General features: G+C 69.7%; 14 protein-coding genes and 1 pseudogene. 4 read left to right on the top strand and 11 right to left on the bottom strand.

Translation table 11 applies throughout. The annotated features are described in order from the left end of the window. On the top strand, positions 1-532 hold a 532-nt coding region (locus AC3XYG_RS24665), incomplete at its 5' end, for a hypothetical protein (RefSeq protein WP_489142513.1). A 185-nt stretch (positions 533-717) separates the two neighbouring features. Here AC3XYG_RS24665 and AC3XYG_RS24660 read toward each other — a convergent pair. The 10 genes from AC3XYG_RS24660 to AC3XYG_RS24615 all read right to left on the bottom strand — a co-directional run bounded on the left by AC3XYG_RS24660 (position 718) and on the right by AC3XYG_RS24615 (position 12,142). After that, a complete protein-coding gene (locus AC3XYG_RS24660) occupies positions 718-2,619 on the bottom strand; it encodes a DUF2264 domain-containing protein (protein ID WP_489142512.1) in 1,902 nt (633 codons plus the stop codon). Continuing rightward, a complete protein-coding gene (locus tag AC3XYG_RS24655) occupies positions 2,616-3,257 on the bottom strand; it encodes a ThuA domain-containing protein (RefSeq protein ID WP_489142511.1) in 642 nt (213 codons plus the stop codon). Before AC3XYG_RS24655 ends, AC3XYG_RS24660 begins: the two co-directional genes overlap by 4 nt. A 10-nt stretch (positions 3,258-3,267) precedes the next feature. Beyond that, on the bottom strand, positions 3,268-4,350 hold the full coding sequence (locus AC3XYG_RS24650; protein ID WP_489142510.1) for a Gfo/Idh/MocA family protein: 1,083 nt from the start codon (positions 4,348-4,350) through the stop codon (positions 3,268-3,270). Beyond that, on the bottom strand, positions 4,347-5,636 hold the full coding sequence (locus AC3XYG_RS24645) for an ABC transporter substrate-binding protein (protein WP_489142509.1): 1,290 nt from the start codon (positions 5,634-5,636) through the stop codon (positions 4,347-4,349). Before AC3XYG_RS24645 ends, AC3XYG_RS24650 begins: the two co-directional genes overlap by 4 nt. A 247-nt stretch (positions 5,637-5,883) precedes the next feature. Continuing rightward, positions 5,884-6,636, bottom strand: coding sequence for an ABC transporter permease (locus AC3XYG_RS24640; RefSeq protein WP_489142508.1), 753 nt, complete (start codon positions 6,634-6,636; stop codon positions 5,884-5,886). Beyond that, the gene (locus tag AC3XYG_RS24635; protein WP_489142507.1) at positions 6,633-7,346 is read right to left on the bottom strand and encodes an ABC transporter permease; all 714 of its coding nucleotides are present in this window, start codon (positions 7,344-7,346) and stop codon (positions 6,633-6,635) included. Before AC3XYG_RS24635 ends, AC3XYG_RS24640 begins: the two co-directional genes overlap by 4 nt. A 10-nt stretch (positions 7,347-7,356) precedes the next feature. Further along, entirely contained in the window at positions 7,357-8,130 is a 774-nt protein-coding gene (locus AC3XYG_RS24630) for a transporter substrate-binding domain-containing protein (RefSeq protein WP_489142506.1), read from the bottom strand. Positions 8,131-8,174: 44 nt separating this feature from the next. After that, entirely contained in the window at positions 8,175-9,212 is a 1,038-nt protein-coding gene (locus tag AC3XYG_RS24625; RefSeq protein WP_489142505.1) for a M14 family metallopeptidase, read from the bottom strand. Between the two features lie 28 nt (positions 9,213-9,240). Then, positions 9,241-10,869: a phytoene desaturase family protein gene (locus AC3XYG_RS24620; protein ID WP_489142504.1), complete on the bottom strand. Its 1,629-nt coding sequence runs from the start codon at positions 10,867-10,869 to the stop codon at positions 9,241-9,243. 52 nt (positions 10,870-10,921) lie between these two features. Beyond that, positions 10,922-12,142: an aromatic ring-hydroxylating oxygenase subunit alpha gene (locus tag AC3XYG_RS24615; protein WP_489142503.1), complete on the bottom strand. Its 1,221-nt coding sequence runs from the start codon at positions 12,140-12,142 to the stop codon at positions 10,922-10,924. A 162-nt stretch (positions 12,143-12,304) separates the two neighbouring features. Here AC3XYG_RS24615 and AC3XYG_RS24610 point away from each other — a divergent pair, with 162 nt between their 5' ends. Then, the gene (locus AC3XYG_RS24610) at positions 12,305-13,564 is read left to right on the top strand and encodes an aconitase X (RefSeq protein ID WP_489142502.1); all 1,260 of its coding nucleotides are present in this window, start codon (positions 12,305-12,307) and stop codon (positions 13,562-13,564) included. Next, the gene (locus AC3XYG_RS24605) at positions 13,561-13,992 is read left to right on the top strand and encodes an aconitase X swivel domain-containing protein (RefSeq protein ID WP_489142501.1); all 432 of its coding nucleotides are present in this window, start codon (positions 13,561-13,563) and stop codon (positions 13,990-13,992) included. The genes AC3XYG_RS24610 and AC3XYG_RS24605 overlap by 4 nt, the downstream gene beginning before the upstream one ends. Before the next feature lie 12 nt (positions 13,993-14,004). Here AC3XYG_RS24605 and AC3XYG_RS24600 read toward each other — a convergent pair. Continuing rightward, positions 14,005-15,035, bottom strand: a pseudogene (locus AC3XYG_RS24600) (aldo/keto reductase). A gap of 97 nt (positions 15,036-15,132) precedes the next feature. On the opposite strand from AC3XYG_RS24600, the gene AC3XYG_RS24595 reads away from it, so the two are divergent. Further along, a partial coding sequence (locus AC3XYG_RS24595; RefSeq protein WP_489142500.1) for a LysR family transcriptional regulator occupies positions 15,133-15,933 on the top strand: 801 nt, incomplete at its 3' end.

Genomic DNA, 15,933 nt, shown 5'->3' with positions numbered 1-15,933 from the left:
GACCGAAGGCGACCGGATCGACACCGACCTGGCCGACACAATCCTGCCGATCGAGGCCCTGATCCTGCGGTTCTGCCGCAAGGTGGGCGTTACCGCCGTCTGGTTCGAGGCCACGAAGGCCGGGCCGGCGGAGACGAGGGTACAGCTCGAGCCTTGGCCGGAGACCTCATACGGGCTCGGCCGCTTCCGCCCGATCGCGGCCGCCGATATCGGCCTGCCCGAGGGGCAGGTCTATATGCTCAACACCGACACCGGCGCGGTGTTCGACGAGAACGGCAGGGTCGTCAAGACGCTGACGGACATGCCCGTGCCGCCCGACTCTCCGCCGCCTGACCCCGGCCCCGGCAACACCGGGCCGCCTGGTGCAACCGTCCCACCGGCGACTGCGCCGCCCGGGACGGCCCCGCCGCCTGGGACGGCGATGGCGCCACCCGGGGGCGGCTGGGTCACGGTCGAGCGCGCCCCCGAGAACGAGCGCAACGACAACTGGCGCCGGATCAGCCTGGCCCAGCACATCTTCGGCTCCCGCTGACAGCGGCAATCCAGGCAGATCTTTGCGTTGCCTCTCCCGCTTGCGGGAGAGGTCGGAGGCGCTTGCGCCTCCGGGTGAGGGCCCTTTCCCACCGCCCGTGCCGGCCCCTCACCCGGTCTCGCTCCGCGAGCCCGACCTCTCCCCGCGCCGCGGGGCGAGGCAACGCGAAAGGATTTAATCGGCCCTCATTCCCACTCTGCGACCGGCCGGCGGCGGATCTCCAGGGTGGCGGGGATCGCCAGCCAGTCCAGGATGGCGACATTCCAGCCGGCGGCTTCGGCGATCGCCCGCACGTCTTCCGCCGTGGGCAGCGAGGCCGCCAAGCCGCCCGCGTCCACGCCATAGGACGGCCGCACGGCCGTGACCAGCAGCGTCTCGCCGACGCCGATCCGGGCGGCCAGAGCCGGGACCGAGGCCTGCGGGAACGCCAGATGGGTGTTCGGCGCGACATCGGCCTCGACCGCGCGGCGCAGGCCGCCGAGATCGGCCAGGCTGGAGGCATGGCCGTCGGCCACCGCGATGGTCAGCCCGGGCAGCGCCGGACCCTTGGCGTCGAGGGCCTGCAGCAGCTTGCCCCGGGTGCGGCTGTGCGCCGGCACGGCATGGCCGGACTCGACCACGGCCAGCGGTGCGTCGGACGAGATCCGGTGCAGTCGGATTTCCCAGTCGCCGGCGAAGGATTGCAGCGTCGTGACCGAAACCCCCGACATCGGATGCCAGGTGGTCTGGATCCACCCCTCCCCCACGGTCGACGCATCAAGGGCGCCGCGGCTGCGGAACTCCCGTCCATCGCGGCTGACAGCCAGCAGGTTGTCACCGCAGAAGCCGAGCGGCAGCCAGCGGTCGCCTTCCACGGCCAGGCCGAAGCGGGAGGAATAGGCCAGCTTGCCGTATTTGTCGGGCGCGCCGCGCATCTCGGTCCGCACCGGGCCGGCCGGCAGCGCCACCACGTCGCCGCGGCTGCGCCGCACCACCATCGAGGCGCCGCACAGCGTCGTGGTGCCGTCGGGCGCATCCAGCGCATCCTCCTGCGCCGTCCAGAACGGGTGGCTGTCCGGCAGGGCCAGCGGCAGGAAGGCCTTGAACGCCCAATAGGGCGAGCCGGGCGAGTTGTACTCCTCGCTCATCAGGTAGTTCGGCCAGCGATAGCCGACCGACAGGCGGCCGGCCGCGTCGAAGATCGGCTGCTGCATCCACCAGCGCAGCTGGCGGGCCCACAGGCCGCGGATCTGGCCCCAGGGCAGCGCCTCGACCCCGGCATAGGCCAGGGCGCCCCAGAAGCCGGCCATGGCGAAGCGGTAGGTCAGCGACCGGCCGATCGCCAGCGCCGCACCATCGGCGCCGAACCAGTCGCGGAAGCCACGGGCAAAGGCGGTGGCACGGTCGCGATAGGCCTGCGCCCGCACCGGGTCGCGGTCGCCGGCATGGGCGGCGTAGATCAGCCCGTAGAACTGCAGCGCGAAGCCGTTGTAGTGGTCGATCCAGCCGCCGGCGCCGTCGCCATACCAGCCCTCGGCGCCGGTGAAGTCGTCGATCCGGGCCAGGTGGCGGTCGCGCGACGCGGTGTCGATGGCGACGCCCACCCGCTCCAGCCCCAGCCCGGCCATGACGGGGAAGAAATGCCAGTTGTTGTCGGCCATCTGCACCGACTGGATGCCGCCGAGCCAGGTCGCCGCGCGCTGCTTCGCCGCCTCCGGCAGCGGCTGCCACAGCCGGTCCGGCGCCAGGGCCAGGGCGAAGCCCAGCGCCGCCATCTCGACCGAGCGCTGGTCGCTGTCGGTCACCGCCTCCCAGTATTCCGGATGGTCGGGGTCGGTGCCGTTGGCCAACCCCTCGCGGAACTTGTCCCAGAGGTCGAAACCGCCGCCGCCGGCATGCAGCGGCGCCAGGCCCCACAGCGGCCTGGCATAGCCCTCGAACCACTGCGCCTTGCGGTTGAAATGCGCGGAATCGAGGCCCAGCCGGATCTGCGCCCGGCCGGGGCTGAAGCCCGAGTCCAAGGGTGTGGTCAGGTCGCGCAGCAGGCGCTGCACATCGGCGCGATTGGCCAGCGGGTTGCCGCGCGTGCGTTCAGCTGTGTCGCTCATTTCGATGCCCAGAGCAGGCCGCGGCGCAGGATCTCGCGCATTTCAGGGTGTTCGAACTCACGCACCACATGGCCCAGCGCGGTGTAGAACACCCGCCCGGCGCCATAGCGCTTCTTGTACACCACCGGCATGGTCACGCCGTCGATCCAGGCGGCGTGCTCACCGGAGAAGGTGGTGGTGGCCAGCACCTCGATCGCCGGGTCGACATGCAGGTAATACTGTTCCGACAGGTAGTCGAAGTCCCCGATCCCGGCCATCACGGGGTCATCCGGCCGGGTGACGTTCACCCGGAACGGGATGATGTTGCCGGGGTGGGCCACCCACTGGCAGCCAGTCATGAAGTGGAAGGCCACCGCCTCGCGGAACGACCCGGCCAGGCAGCCATGATAGCCGGCCAGGCCGGCCCCGCCTTCGACCGCGGCCAGCAGGTTGTCCAGCGGCTCCTTGGTAATGGCGGAGCGGGTGAACATCGGCACGATCAGGTCCATCTCGCGCAGCGCCGGGTCGGCGAAGGCGTTGACGTCGCCCTCGACCCGGACGTCGAAGCCCTCGTGCCGCAGCATGGCGGCAACATAGGCAGCCCCCTGTTCCGGCTCATGGCCTTCCCAGCCACCCCAGACGATCATGGCGCGTTTCATCGCGGTCTCCTCAGGGCTGGCGGACCCAGCCCTCGTAACGGGAATGGCCGGGGCCGATCGGCAGATCGACCACCGTGCCGGTTTCAGCGGCGTGGAACAGGCCGGTGATCAGCTCGAGCGACCGGCGGGCGTCGTCCAGCGTCACCGGGAATGGCCCGCCGCTGGCCAGCGCCTCATGGAACAGCTCGAACTGCCGGGCGAAGTTGGCCTTCTGCGATGGCATCCCAGCCATGGCGCGGCGGATGCGGTCCCCCGCCTCCGGGCTGGCCGGGATCACCGTCCAGTCCAGCTCCGCCGGGCGGCCGGCGTCGTTGTCGTCGCCCTGCACCTCGAAGGCGACATGCTCGAAGCAGAAGCGCATCCGGGTGATCTGCCGGGCCGAACCGAGCGTGGCGGTCAGCGAGGCCAGCGAGCCGTCGGCCATGACCAGGCTGCCGACGGCGCAATCCTCGACCTCGACCGGGTTGACCCGCGTGGTCTTGAAGCCGGCGACGGTCGCGGCCGGGCCCATCAGGAAGAACAGCAAATCGTGCATGTGGATCGCCTGGGTCAGCAGCACGCCGCCCAGCTCCGACGCCAGCTTGCCGCGCCACGGCACCTGGTAATAGTCCGGGCCGCGGCGCCACGCCGTCTCGACCGACGAGACATAGGCCTTGCCGGCCAGGCCGCTGTCGATGACGTGCTTCACCCGGGCCAGCCCGTCGCCGAAGCGGTACTGGAAGATCGGCATCGCCCGCCGGCCCGACTCCGCCTCGGCCCGGCGCACGGCGTCGAGCTGCGCCAGCGACGCGACGAACGGCTTCTCGCAGATCACATGCTTGCCGGCCGCCAGCGCCGCGGTGATGCCACCGAAATGATGGTTCGGCGGGGTGCAGATCGACACCACGTCGACCTCCGGCATCGCCAGCACGGCGTCGAGGCTGCCGGCGGTGCGCGGGATGCCGTGGCGGGTGGCGAAATCCTGCGCCCGCGCCGGGTCGGCATCGGCCGCCGCGACCAGCTCGAACCGGTCCGGCAGCTGGGCGAATCCCCGCTCGACCTGCGATCCCGCGACCCAGCCGCAGCCGACGATCGCCAGCCTGAGCCGGCTCACCTCGGCTGCAGCAGGGCGTTGCCCTGCTCGACCAGTTGCTGCGCCGCCTGGTCGATGGTGAGGTTGCCGAAGGCCAGCTGGTCCGCCGTCTGGCGCAGCACGGTGCGGTCGAATTCCTGCGACCCCTTCGGCACCGGCGGCGGATAGGCGCTGACCTTGTCGGCCAGGAAATTGACGTAGTCGACCGAGGCGCGCTCGGTCTCGTTCAGGGTCGGCAGGATCGCCTCGCGCACCTTGGGTGACATCGGCACGCCGCGCTCGACCCCCAGGATCTTGCCGGCCTCCACGTCGTTGACGAAGAAGTTGATGAAGGCCGCCGCCGCCTCACCATTCTTGCTGGTGGCGCCGATGCTCCAGATCAGCGCCGGCCGGTAGTAATGGCCGGACGGGGTGCCGCCGCCGGCCGACGGCACCATGGTGATGCCCAGCTCGTTAGGCATGACAGCCTGGTAGCCGACCAGCTGGTTGGAATAGGTGAAGCCCATCGCCGAGCTGCCGCGGCTGAGCGGGTTGGTCTCGATGATGTTCTGTTCCTGGGTCTGCAAATCGGCCGTGACCGTGCCGTTCTTGATCCGCAGGTCCTCCCAGTAGGCGTAGAATTCCTTGGCGTCCTCGACGCCGAAGCCCAGCGGTCCCTCTTCGGTGAACAGGGCCTTGCCGCGCTGGCGCAGCCAGACATCGAGCACATAGGCGTAGCGGGCGCCGTAGGGCGCGCCGAAGAACTGGTCCTTGCCGGCGGCCTTGGTCAGCTCGATCGACAGCTCGGCGAACTGGGCCCAGGTCGTGTCCGGCGTCGGCACCGGCAGGCCGGTCTTGGCGAAGACGGACGTGTCGTAGAACATCGAGAACGAGTTCAGCCCCAGGCCGATGCCCTGGATCTTGCCGTCGACCTTGCACAGATCGAGGATCTTGCTGCCGAAGGCATCGACGTCGAGCGGCTTGGGGATGAACGGATCCAGCGCCATGGTGGCACCGCGGCGGGCATAGTCGGAGATCGTGCCCGGCTCGAGCTGGAAGATGTCGGAGATGTTGCGGCCGGCCATCTGGGTCGACAGCTTGGTCCAGTAGGCGTCGCCGCTGACCGCCTCGCCGACGATCTCGACGCCGGATGTCTTCTGCTTGTACAGCTCGGCGACGCCGAGGGTGCGCTTGGCCCGGTCCTGCGATCCCCACCAGGCCATGCGCAGCCGGGTGTCGTCGGCCCGGGCGGAACCGGTGCCGAGAGAGAGTGCCGCCGTGGCGGCGATCGAGGTCTGCAGGAACGAACGGCGATTCAAAGCCATCATCGACGGGCCTCCCCCTGGTGCCGGCGGGCGCCGGTGGCGCCGCCATGTTATAACCATTTGGTTACTTATTATTGGCGAGAGTCGCGCGATGTCAAATGGGTTATCGGACCCCAGGCGTCGCCTGCCTGGCCGGGCCTATGTAACCAATTGGATATAACTGTGAGAGCGATGCCGGCCCCGACTCAGGCGCAAACGCCAAAGGGCCGGCCCTGCCGGAGCCGGCCCTCATGGCAGACAAAGCGACGCCTCAGCGCGCGTCGAGCGGCACCGTGGTCACCGGGGCCGCGCCGCGCCCGGGCACGGCGGACGGCGCCGCCCGCCGGTGCAGGCCGAGCCGGCCTTCGAGCAGGCCGAAGGCGCGGGCGATGATCCAGGTCATGACCAGATAGATCAGCGCCGCGGTGATCAGCGGCTCATAGGTGCGGAAGGTCTGCGCCCGGATGATGTTGGCCTCGCCCATCAGGTCGCGCACCGTGATGGTGAAGACGATGGCGCTGGCCTTGAGCAGCAGCACCGTCTCATTGGCGAAGACCGGCAGGCTCTGGCGCAGTGCGATCGGCAGCACGATACGCCGCATCAGCAGGCCTTGCCGCATGCCGACCGACCGCGCGGCCTCGACCTCGCCGCGCGGCACCGCCTGGATCGCGCCGCGCAGCACCTCGCCGGAATAGGCGGCGGTGTTGATGCTGAGCGAGATGAAGGCGCACCAGACGGGGTCGCGCAGGATCGGCCAGAGGAAGCTGTGCCGCACGCCCGGGAACTGGGCCAGGCCGTAATAGATCATGAACATCTGCACGATCAGCGGTGTGCCGCGCATGAACAGGATGTAGAGGAAGGCCGGGCCCTTCAGCCACCAGTGGCGCGACACCCGCGCCAGCGCGACGGGCAGCGCCAGCAGGTTGCCGCAGATCATCGTGGTCACGACCAGGAAGACCGTGATCACGCTGCCGTTCAGCAGGTTGACCAGGATGCGCTGGATGAAGTCGAAATCCATGGTCATGACCGCCGGAAGCCGCGGCCATACGCCCGCTCGGCCAGTTGGAACACGCCGACCGAGACGATGGTGAGGGCCAGGAAGATCAGGGCGACGACGGCGTAGAAGGTGAAGGGCTGGCGGGTGGTCGCCGCCCCGGTCGCAGCGATGCCCAGCAGGTCGCGCATCCCGACCACGCTGATCAGCGCGCTGTCCTTCAGCACCACGACCCAGAGATTGCCGAGCGCCGGCAGGGCGAAGCGGATCGCCTGGGGTAGCACGACCTTGAAGAACCTCACCGCGGGCGGCAGGGCCAGCGACTTCGCCGCCTCGATCTGGCCCGGCGGCACCGCCTGGATGCTGGCGCGGAACAGCTCGGTGGCATAGGCGCCGCAGACGAAGCCGAGCGACGCCACCGCCGCGGCAAAGGCGTCGATCTCGACCTCGACCCCCGGCACGACAAGGCCGATCAGCCCGCGCAGGGCGGTGGTGCCGCCGTAATAGACGAACAGGATGATCAGGATGTCGGGCACGCCGCGCACGACGGTCGTATAGGCGTTGCCGAGCGCCCGGACCGGCCGGGGCCCGGCCAGCTTGGCCCAGGCCCCGAGCAGGCCGAACACCAGCCCGACGACGAAGGAGGCGGCCGCGATCTCGACCGTGATGATCGTCCCGGCGACGAGCTGTGCCCCCCAGCCCGTCTCACCAAAGCCCAGCAGGGTGACGAGATCGTCCATGCCCCCGGCCTCAGCCGTAGATGTCGAAGCTGAAGTACTTGTCGTTGATCTTCTTGTAGACGCCGTTGGCGCGGATCGCCTTGATCGCGGCGGAGAACTTGTCGCGCAGGGCCGTGTCGTCCTTGCGCACGGCGACGCCGACGCCGTCACCCATCATCGGGTCGATGAAGGGCTTGCCCTTGACCTCGAAATCCGTGCCATCGGCCGATTTCAGGAAAGCATCCAGCGCCACGCCGTCGGCCAGCAACAGGTCGACCCGGCCGGCGATCAGGTCGAGATTGGCATTCCCCTGCGTGTCATAGGTCTTGATCGTGACGATGTCCTTGTACTTCGCCTCGATATAGGCGGCATGGACGGTCGAGATCTGGACACCGACGGTGTTGCCCTTCAGCCAGTCCGGCGAGATGTCGACGGTCTCGCTCTTGGGGCCGATGAATTCGGCCGGGGAGTTATAGTACTTGTCGCTGAAGTCGACGACCTGCTTGCGCTCGGCTGTGATCGACATCGAGGCGATGATGCCGTCGAACTTCTTTTCCTGCAGCGCCGGGATGATGCCGTCCCAGCTCTGGATCACCCATTCGCACTTGACCTTCATCTCGGCGCACAGCGCGTCGCCGATCTCGATCTCGAAGCCGTTCAGCTTGCCCTGGGCATCGACCCAGCTGTAGGGCGGGTAGGATTCCGGCGTGGTGCCGATGCGCACCGTGTCCTGCGCGACGGCGGGGCCGGCAATGCCGGCGAGGGCCGCAACCGCCAGGCAGGCGGCGAGGGTCAGACGGTTCATGATGGCTAGCGCTCCCTGTTTCTTGTTTCGATGGTAGCGGCCCCTCAGGGTTCGAGGGGCCCGGGCCTCGCGGTCGCGCTCGGCGAACCGCAGACCAGTTTCATGAGATCGTCGCCGGGCCGCGTCCGGCGGTGGGCCCGGCGGGTCAGCACCACGCCGGATTGGGGCGCCAGCACCGGCACCGCCCCGCCCTCCTCGCCCGGCCGGACCAGGATGGTGGCCAGCAGGTCGCCCGCCGCGACCCGGTCGCCGGGCTTGCGGGCGACGCTGATGGCGCCACCCGCCGGGGCCCTGACCATCTCGACCCGTTCCAGCGGCACGGCCGACCCGGACCAGTCATGGTCCGGCGGATCGCCGGCGATCACGCCGCGGCCGGCAAGGAAGCGGAACAGCCCGTCGGCATCCCGGCCGCCCAGATCCGCATCGACATCGCCCAGGCCGCGCAGCTCGACCGTCGAGATGGCACGGCCGGCCAGGTCGCCGCTGCGCAGATAGGGGGTCAGGCAGGCATCCTCGAAGGCGCCGCCACCGTCGCCGTCCCACAGCAGCACGGCTTCGGCATCCAGGGCCGTCGCCAGATCCGCCATGGCCGGCCACAGCGCCGCGGGGATGTAGAGATACAGCGGCGATTCATCGTCGCAATGCAGGTCGAGGATGATGTCGGCCGGCAGCGCCAGGGCCAGCAGCCGCGCCTTCAGCCGCTCGGTCGCCGGCAGCACCGCGTCGGGGCCCGGCAGCAGCGCAGGGTCGGGCCGGTCGAGCAGCGGGAAGTCGCGGTTGAAATTGATCCGCGTGTCGAGATCGTAGCGGCCCTGTCCGCCGCCATGCAGCCATTGCTGCTGCCCGATCGGGTTGGCCAGGGGCACGATGGTGATGTCGCCGCGGATGTCGCCCGCCGCTTCGGCCCGGCGCAGCCTGGCGCAGAGCGCGTCGAGGGCGGCAACCCCGGGCAATTTGTCGGCATGCAGGGCTGCCTGGAGGTAGGCGGACGGGCCGCCGCCGCGACCGCGGAAGCGCAGCACCGGAATCCGCCATTCGACTCCCGGCATGTCGCCGGGAATCACGTCCCAGGATCGCTCCATCGCCTGCCTGCTGTTCGAGTTGGATCGATCATGCCGCGCGCTTCAGGCGGCGTCTTTTGAAATCGGCCAGGATTTCGCGTGCGGCGTTGTGACCGGGGGCGCCCGTCACGCCGCCGCCGGGATGGGTGCCCGACCCGCACATGTAGAGGCCCGGCACCGGCGCGCGATAATCGCCATGCCCGAGCACCGGCCGGGCCGAGAACATCTGGTCGAGCGACAGCGCGCCATGGAAGATGTCGCCGCCGATCAGCCCGAAGGTGCGTTCGAGGTCGAGCGGGCTGTTGATCTGGCGGCCCAGCACTGAGGCCTTGAAGTTCGGCGCCCAGGCATTGACCGTGTCGATGACCAAATCGGCCGCGGTCTCGCGATGGTCGTCCCAGCTCGCGCCGTCCGGCAGCTTCGGATCGAAATGCTGGCAGAACAGGCTGGCAACGTGCTGGCCCGGCGGCGCCAGCGTGTCGTCCAGCGTCGACGGGATCAGCATCTCGACGATCGGCGTCTTCGACCAGCCGCCAGCCTTGGCGTCGAGATAGGCCTTGTCCATGTAGTCCAGGCTGGGGCCGAAGATGATGCCGCTGGTGTGGTGGTCGGCCAGCGTCTTGCCGGGCAGGCAGGTGAAATCAGGCAGTTCCGACAGCGCGACGTTCATGCGGAAGGTGGCGGAGCCGCATTTGAAGCGCTCTATCCGCTCGCGGAAATCCTGCGGCAGCGCCGCCGGGTCGACCAGCTTGCCGTACAGCAGCTTGGGGTTGAGGTTGGAGACGATGCAGCCGGCGCGGATGATGTCGCCGGCCTCGGTCACCACGCCGACGGCGCGGCCACCTTCGACGATCACCTCGCGCACGCCGGCATCGGTGCGGATCACCGCGCCGCGCGACGCCGCCGACTTGGCCATCGCCTGCGTGATCGCGCCCATGCCGCCGATGGCATGGCCCCAGACGCCCTTCTTGCCATTCACCTCGCCGAACACATGGTGCAGCAGGACATAGCCGGTGCCGGCATGGCTGGGGCTGGCGTAGTTGCCGACGATGCTGTCGAAGCCGAACAGCGCCTGCACCACCGGCGTCTCGAACCAGCCTTCCAGGATGTCGGTCGCCGATTTGGTGAAGAGGTCGAGCAGGTCGCGCCGCATCACCATGTCGAGCTTGCGCAGCCGGTTGCCGAGCGAGCCAGCCTTGATCAGCTCCGGCAGCGCGCCGGACCAGCCGCCGCTGGCGACATTCGGCGGAGTGCGCAGCACGATGTCGCGCAGCACGTCGGCGATGACGTCGAGCCGGTCGCCATAGGCATCGTAGCGTTCGGCGTCGCGGGCCGAGAACCTGGCGATCTCCGCCTTGGTCCGGCCCGGGCCGGACAGCAGGTAGCGGCTCTCATCCACCGGCAGGAAATTGGCCAGCCGCCGTTCCACCACCTTCAGGCCGTGGCCCGGCAGGTCGAGGTCACGGATGACCTTCGGGTTGAGCAGGCTGACCGTGTAGGCGGCGACGGAGTTGCGGAAGCCGGGATGGAATTCCTCCGTCACCGCGGCGCCGCCGACCACCTTGCGGCGTTCCAGCACCGTCACCTTCAGACCGGTTGCGGCGAGATAGGCGGCGCAGACCGGCCCGTTATGGCCCCCGCCGATGATCGCGACGTCGAAAACCTGAGTGTTCGCCATGAAGTCTCGCCGGATGGCGGGCCGCGGCGGGCCCGCATAGGTCAGGGGGTCGTCACTCCGCCGCAAAGGCGGGCGCGTCCGATGCGGTGCGGCGCAGGCTCCAGCCCGGCGGCGGGGGCCGGTGCAGCCGGCTTTCCGGGATCAGCCGGCGCATGGCGCGGGCGAAGCTGCGCAGGCAGACCTCGGTGGAGCCGAGCGGGCCGACGGTGTAACTGGACGACCCCATACCGGCCTGGACCCGGTCGATCAGCGTCTTGTCCTCGAGGCTGACCGAACGGTTGATCCGCCAGTTGAGGTAGCGCGCGGCCTTCATCTCGGGCCGGTGGTCCGGATGGACATAGGCGATCTCACGGATCATCGTCTCGGTCGGCGAGACCGGGATGAACTGCATGAAGTCGATCTGGTCGGGGTAGATGTCGATCGCGATGTTGGGCCAGAGCTTGAAGTAGGTCCACAGCCGCTGCCGCTCCGGCGGCAGATGCGGCACCTCGGGCAGGAAGTGCTGATAGGCCCGTTCCGACAGCACGGCGGAGGGACGGTCCTGCAACTGGCCCCACATCTTGTCGACCCAGGGCCGCGCCTCGACGCCGTAGCCGCGGCCGAACAGCCGGGTCAGGCCGGGATGGGCAACGGTGATGTGCAGCCCGTCGGAATAATTGTCGGCGACGTTCTTCCAGTTCACCGACCGCGGCCGCAGGGTGACGCGGCCGAGCGGCACCATCTCTTCGATCCGGTACGCCGCCAGCTCCTCGCCATAGGGGCCCATCATCTCGGCGACGCTGGGCGTGCCGGGGGCCAGGCGGATGAAGATGAAGCCGCAGAACACCTCGTGATCGACCGGCACCAGCCCGTGGCTGCCGAAGTCGAAATCGCCGTAGCTGGCGCGCTGCGGCATGCCGATCAGGCGGCCGTCATGCTCATAGGTCCAGGCGTGGTAGGGGCAGACGATGCGGCTGCCGCAATTGCCCTTCGGCCCGTCCAGCAGCCGCGCCGCGCGGTGGCGGCAGACATTGTGGAACGCCCGCACCGCCCCGTCCCGGCCGCGCACGACCATGATGGTCTCGCCCAGGAATTCGAAGGTGTGGAAATCGCCGGCCAGCGGGATGTCGTTGAGATGGCAGACGATCTGCCAGGACGACCGGAAGATCGCCTCCTGCTCGACCGCGTAGAATTCGGGGTCGCGATAGATCCACGCCGGCAGGCTGACCTCGTCATCCGGCTGCGGATTATCCTGGGTCGGCACGTCCCCGCGCCGCGACATCGCTTCGATCATGGCTGGCTCCCTCGGCCTTGCCGGCCGCCTTGTTATACGACCGTATAACAGTGGCGAGAGCGCCGTCAATCGTCCCTCGCGACTATTTTCATTGCCGCCACGGACGGGCCGGGCCATAGCGACATCAAGGTCTTCGATCGCGGCAAGGATTGAGGGAAAACGATGCCCGCCGTGCGACTGAGCGCCCAGGATCAGAACATGGCCCGCGGCGGTGCCGGGCCGGCGGCCGCCCTCGCCATGGCGCTGGTGGCGCGCTTCGCCGAGGCGGTCGGCGCCCCGCATCTGATCGACATATCAGGCGCCCATGTCGATGGCTGCCTGTATCACGGCCAGGTCAGCCTGGATTTCGTCGAGCGGCTGGCTGTCGATGGCGGCAAGGTTCGGGTGCCGACCACGCTGAATGTCGGGTCGATGGACCTGCTGCACCCCGAGCTGGTGCATGGGCCGGAGGCGCAGCGCCAGGCCGGCCGGCGGCTGATGGAGGCGCATCTGGCGCTGGGCTGCGAGCCGAGCTTCACCTGCGCGCCGTACCAGACCCGGTTCCGGCCGGAATTCGGCCAGCAGATCGCCTGGGGCGAATCCAACGCCATCGTCTTCGCCAATTCGGTTATCGGCGCGCGCACCAACCGCTATGGCGACTTCATCGATCTGTGCTGCGGCCTGACCGGGCGGGCGCCGGCCTTCGGCCTGCATCTGGACGAGAACCGGCGCGGCCGGCTGCTGTTCCGGCTGCGCGGCCTGCCGGCATCGCAGCACCCGACCGACGCGCTGTATGTCGCCGCCGGCTATGTCGTCGGCGAGCGTGCGGGCGACCGCGTGCCCGTGATCGAGGGCCTGCCGCCGCCGCAATCCGAGGATCAGCTCAAGGCGCTGGGCGCCGTCGCCGCCTCCTCCGGCTCGGTCGCGCTGTTCCACGCCGTCAGCATCACGCCGGAGGCGCCGACGCTGCGCGACGCCCTGGGCGGGCACGAGCCGGACGAGATCATCGAGATCGGGCCGGACGATCTGCGCCGGGCGCTGGCCAAGCTGTCGACCGCGGCCGACGGCGCCAGGCTGGCCGCGGTCAGCCTGGGGACACCGCATTTCTCGCCGGCCGAGTTCCGGGCGCTGATCCCCCTCCTGCCCGGCTTCCGGCCGGCGCCGGGCGTGGAGGTCTATGTCAACACCGGCCGGGAGACCCATGCGGCCCTGGCCGAGGCTGGGCTGCTGGCCGGGATCGAAGCGGCGGGGATCACCGTGCTGACCGACACCTGCACCTATGTCACCTCGGTGCTGCGCAACCTCAGCGGCGTGGTGATGACCAATTCGGGCAAATGGGCGCATTACGCGCCCGGCAATCTCGGCGTCGAGGTCGCCTTCGGCTCGATCGAGGATTGCCTGGCCTCGGCGGCGTCCGGCCGCGTGGTGCGGAGCGGGCCATGAAAGTGATTGCCGCGAAGACGCTGGTCGAGGGTGAGGCCGAAGGGCCGGTCGCCGCCTGGGCCGTGCCGCTGAGCTTCTGGGGCGGGCTGGATGTCGCCACCGGCCGGGTGGTCGACCGGTCGCACCCGGCCTGCGGCGAGGTGGTCACCGGCCGCATCCTGGTGATGCCCTCCGGCCGTGGGTCGAGCTCCAGCAGCTCGGTCCTGGCCGAGGCGATCCGCTGCGGCACAGCGCCGGCAGCGCTGGTGCTGGCGGCGGCCGACCCGATCATCGCCATGGGCGCGATCGTCGCCGGCCGGCTCTACGGCACGGCCTGCCCGGTGGTGGTCTGCGCACCGTCCGATCTTGCCGCCTTTGCCAAGGGCGGCCGGGCCCGGGTCTCCGCCTCGCCCGACGGCACGGCCAGCATCACCCTCGACGCCGGCTGAAGGCCCGCGGCCTCACCGCGCCCGAGCCTCGCCTTCCGGCGCCCGGTCGATCAGTTGCTCGATCTCGGCCATCACGGCCGGCGGCAGCGGCCCCTTCGCGAGCGCGCCGACATTCTCCGCGACCTGGGCCACGCTGCGAAAGCCGGGGATCGGCAGGGTGCGGGGCGACTTGGCCCAGAACCAGGCGAGCGCGCCCTGGGCCGGGGTGCGGCCGTCGGCGGTCAGCAGGTGGCGGATCCGGGCCAGCCGGTCGGCGAAGGCGGGCACCACCCGGCCGTCCTTGAAATAGTCCATCCAGTCGAAGCTGTTGGCGCGGACATCGTTGCGCGGCAGGGCATCGCCCGCGGCGAACTTGCCGGTCAGCAGGCCCATGGCCAGGGTGACCGGTTGATCGAGACCAACCCCTCCCGCTCGGCCACGGCGATCATCCCGGGCGCATCGAAGAACAGGTTCATGCCGTGCTGCACGGCGACGAAGCCGTTGCGCCCGGCATGGGCGGCCGCCCGCTCCGGCCAATCCGTGCTCCAGCCATAGGCGCCGATCGTGCCGGCGGTACACAATTCGTCCAGCACATCGAACACCTCGCCCGCCCGGTCGATGGCGAAGTCGTTCAGGTGCAGCTGCACCAGGTCGAGGCGGTCGCGCTGCAGCCGCCGCAGCGAGGCCTCCACCGCGCCGCGGGTCTCGCGGGCCAGGTCGCCATCATCGATGCTGCCGGCCATCTGCTTCGTCACGGGATCGAAGCGGTTGCCGAGCTTGGTCGCGACCACCACGTCGTCGCGGCCGGCCAGGGCCTGGCCCAGCACCACCTCCGAATGGCCGGCACCGTAGACATCGGCGGTGTCGAAGAAGCGGATGCCGAGATCCAGCGCGTGCCGGATGGCGGCGATGGACTGGTCATCATCGACCTCGCCATAGCCCAGCGGCGTGTCCCCGGCGAAGAATGGCCCGCCGATCGCCCAGCAGCCCAGGCCGAGGCGCGGGATCTCCCGCCCGTCCCACAGGGGGATCGTGACGGCGGAGTCTGTGGTTGATGCATCCATGGTCGCCATCCTTTTCATCGGAGAAACGCTCGACCAGGACGATATCGGCTAAGATGGCTCTTCCGGAACGATCGAGGCTGCAAAGGCCTTTTCAAAAATGAAACACCAGGTCGATTGGCAGGATATCCGCCTGTTCCTGGCCGTGGCCCGCGGCGAAGGGCTGAGCGGCGCCGCCCGCCAGGCGGGATCGAGCCCGGCGACGCTGGGGCGGCGCATGACGGCGCTGGAGCGGGGCCTGGGCCAGCGCCTGTTCATCCGGGAGCGCCTGGGCTACCGCCTGACCGAGGAGGGCCGCCAGTTCCTGGCCCAGGCGGAGGAGATGGAGGCGGCGGCCACCGGCATCGAGCGCTGGCGCGACGGCCTGTCGCCACGCCGCAGCGTGCGGATCTCGGCCGGCACCTGGACCTCCTGGTTCCTCGCCCGAAATATCGAGGCGCTGTGGCCGGTCGATGCCGCCTGGTCGATCGATTTCGTTGCCGCCAATGCCAGGCTCGACATCGCCCGCGGCCAGGCCGATATCGGCATCCGCAACCGCCGGCCGGAGGAGCCCTGGCTGGCCGGACGGCGCACCGGCGATGTCGCCTTCGCCGTCTATGGCCGCCGCGGCGCCGTGCTGGGCGATCGCTGGATCGGCGTCACCGGCGACGGCGCCATCACCCCGTCGGCCCGCTGGGTGGCGGAACGGCACGCCGCCGAGACCGTGATGCGCGGCAACGACCCCAGGCTGATCCTGGACCTGCTGCGGCGCGGAATCGGCCGGGCCGTGCTGCCCTGCTTCGTGGGCGACGCCGAACCCGACCTCGAACGGCTGCAGCCGGTCGAGGAGCTGCGCAGCCAGCAATGGCTGGCGCTGCACGAGGATGAACGCCGCACCCCGGCGGTGCGCGCCGTGATCGAG

The sequence above is a fragment of the Inquilinus sp. genome, assembly GCF_057815775.1.
This window is presented reverse-complemented; position numbering and strand designations above follow the sequence as displayed.

What these genes read in the sequence shown, in the direction of transcription:
- AC3XYG_RS24660 (WP_489142512.1), bottom strand. Translation starts at nt 2,619, where the DNA reads ATGAGCGACACAGCTGAACGCACGCGCGGCAACCCGCTGGCCAATCGC.
- AC3XYG_RS24655 (WP_489142511.1), bottom strand. Translation starts at nt 3,257, where the DNA reads ATGAAACGCGCCATGATCGTCTGGGGTGGCTGGGAAGGCCATGAGCCG.
- AC3XYG_RS24645 (WP_489142509.1), bottom strand. Translation starts at nt 5,636, where the DNA reads ATGATGGCTTTGAATCGCCGTTCGTTCCTGCAGACCTCGATCGCCGCC.
- AC3XYG_RS24640 (WP_489142508.1), bottom strand. Translation starts at nt 6,636, where the DNA reads ATGACCATGGATTTCGACTTCATCCAGCGCATCCTGGTCAACCTGCTG.
- AC3XYG_RS24635 (WP_489142507.1), bottom strand. Translation starts at nt 7,346, where the DNA reads ATGGACGATCTCGTCACCCTGCTGGGCTTTGGTGAGACGGGCTGGGGG.
- AC3XYG_RS24630 (WP_489142506.1), bottom strand. Translation starts at nt 8,130, where the DNA reads ATGAACCGTCTGACCCTCGCCGCCTGCCTGGCGGTTGCGGCCCTCGCC.
- AC3XYG_RS24625 (WP_489142505.1), bottom strand. Translation starts at nt 9,212, where the DNA reads ATGGAGCGATCCTGGGACGTGATTCCCGGCGACATGCCGGGAGTCGAA.
- AC3XYG_RS24620 (WP_489142504.1), bottom strand. Translation starts at nt 10,869, where the DNA reads ATGGCGAACACTCAGGTTTTCGACGTCGCGATCATCGGCGGGGGCCAT.
- AC3XYG_RS24615 (WP_489142503.1), bottom strand. Translation starts at nt 12,142, where the DNA reads ATGATCGAAGCGATGTCGCGGCGCGGGGACGTGCCGACCCAGGATAAT.
- AC3XYG_RS24610 (WP_489142502.1), top strand. Translation starts at nt 12,305, where the DNA reads ATGCCCGCCGTGCGACTGAGCGCCCAGGATCAGAACATGGCCCGCGGC.
- AC3XYG_RS24605 (WP_489142501.1), top strand. Translation starts at nt 13,561, where the DNA reads ATGAAAGTGATTGCCGCGAAGACGCTGGTCGAGGGTGAGGCCGAAGGG.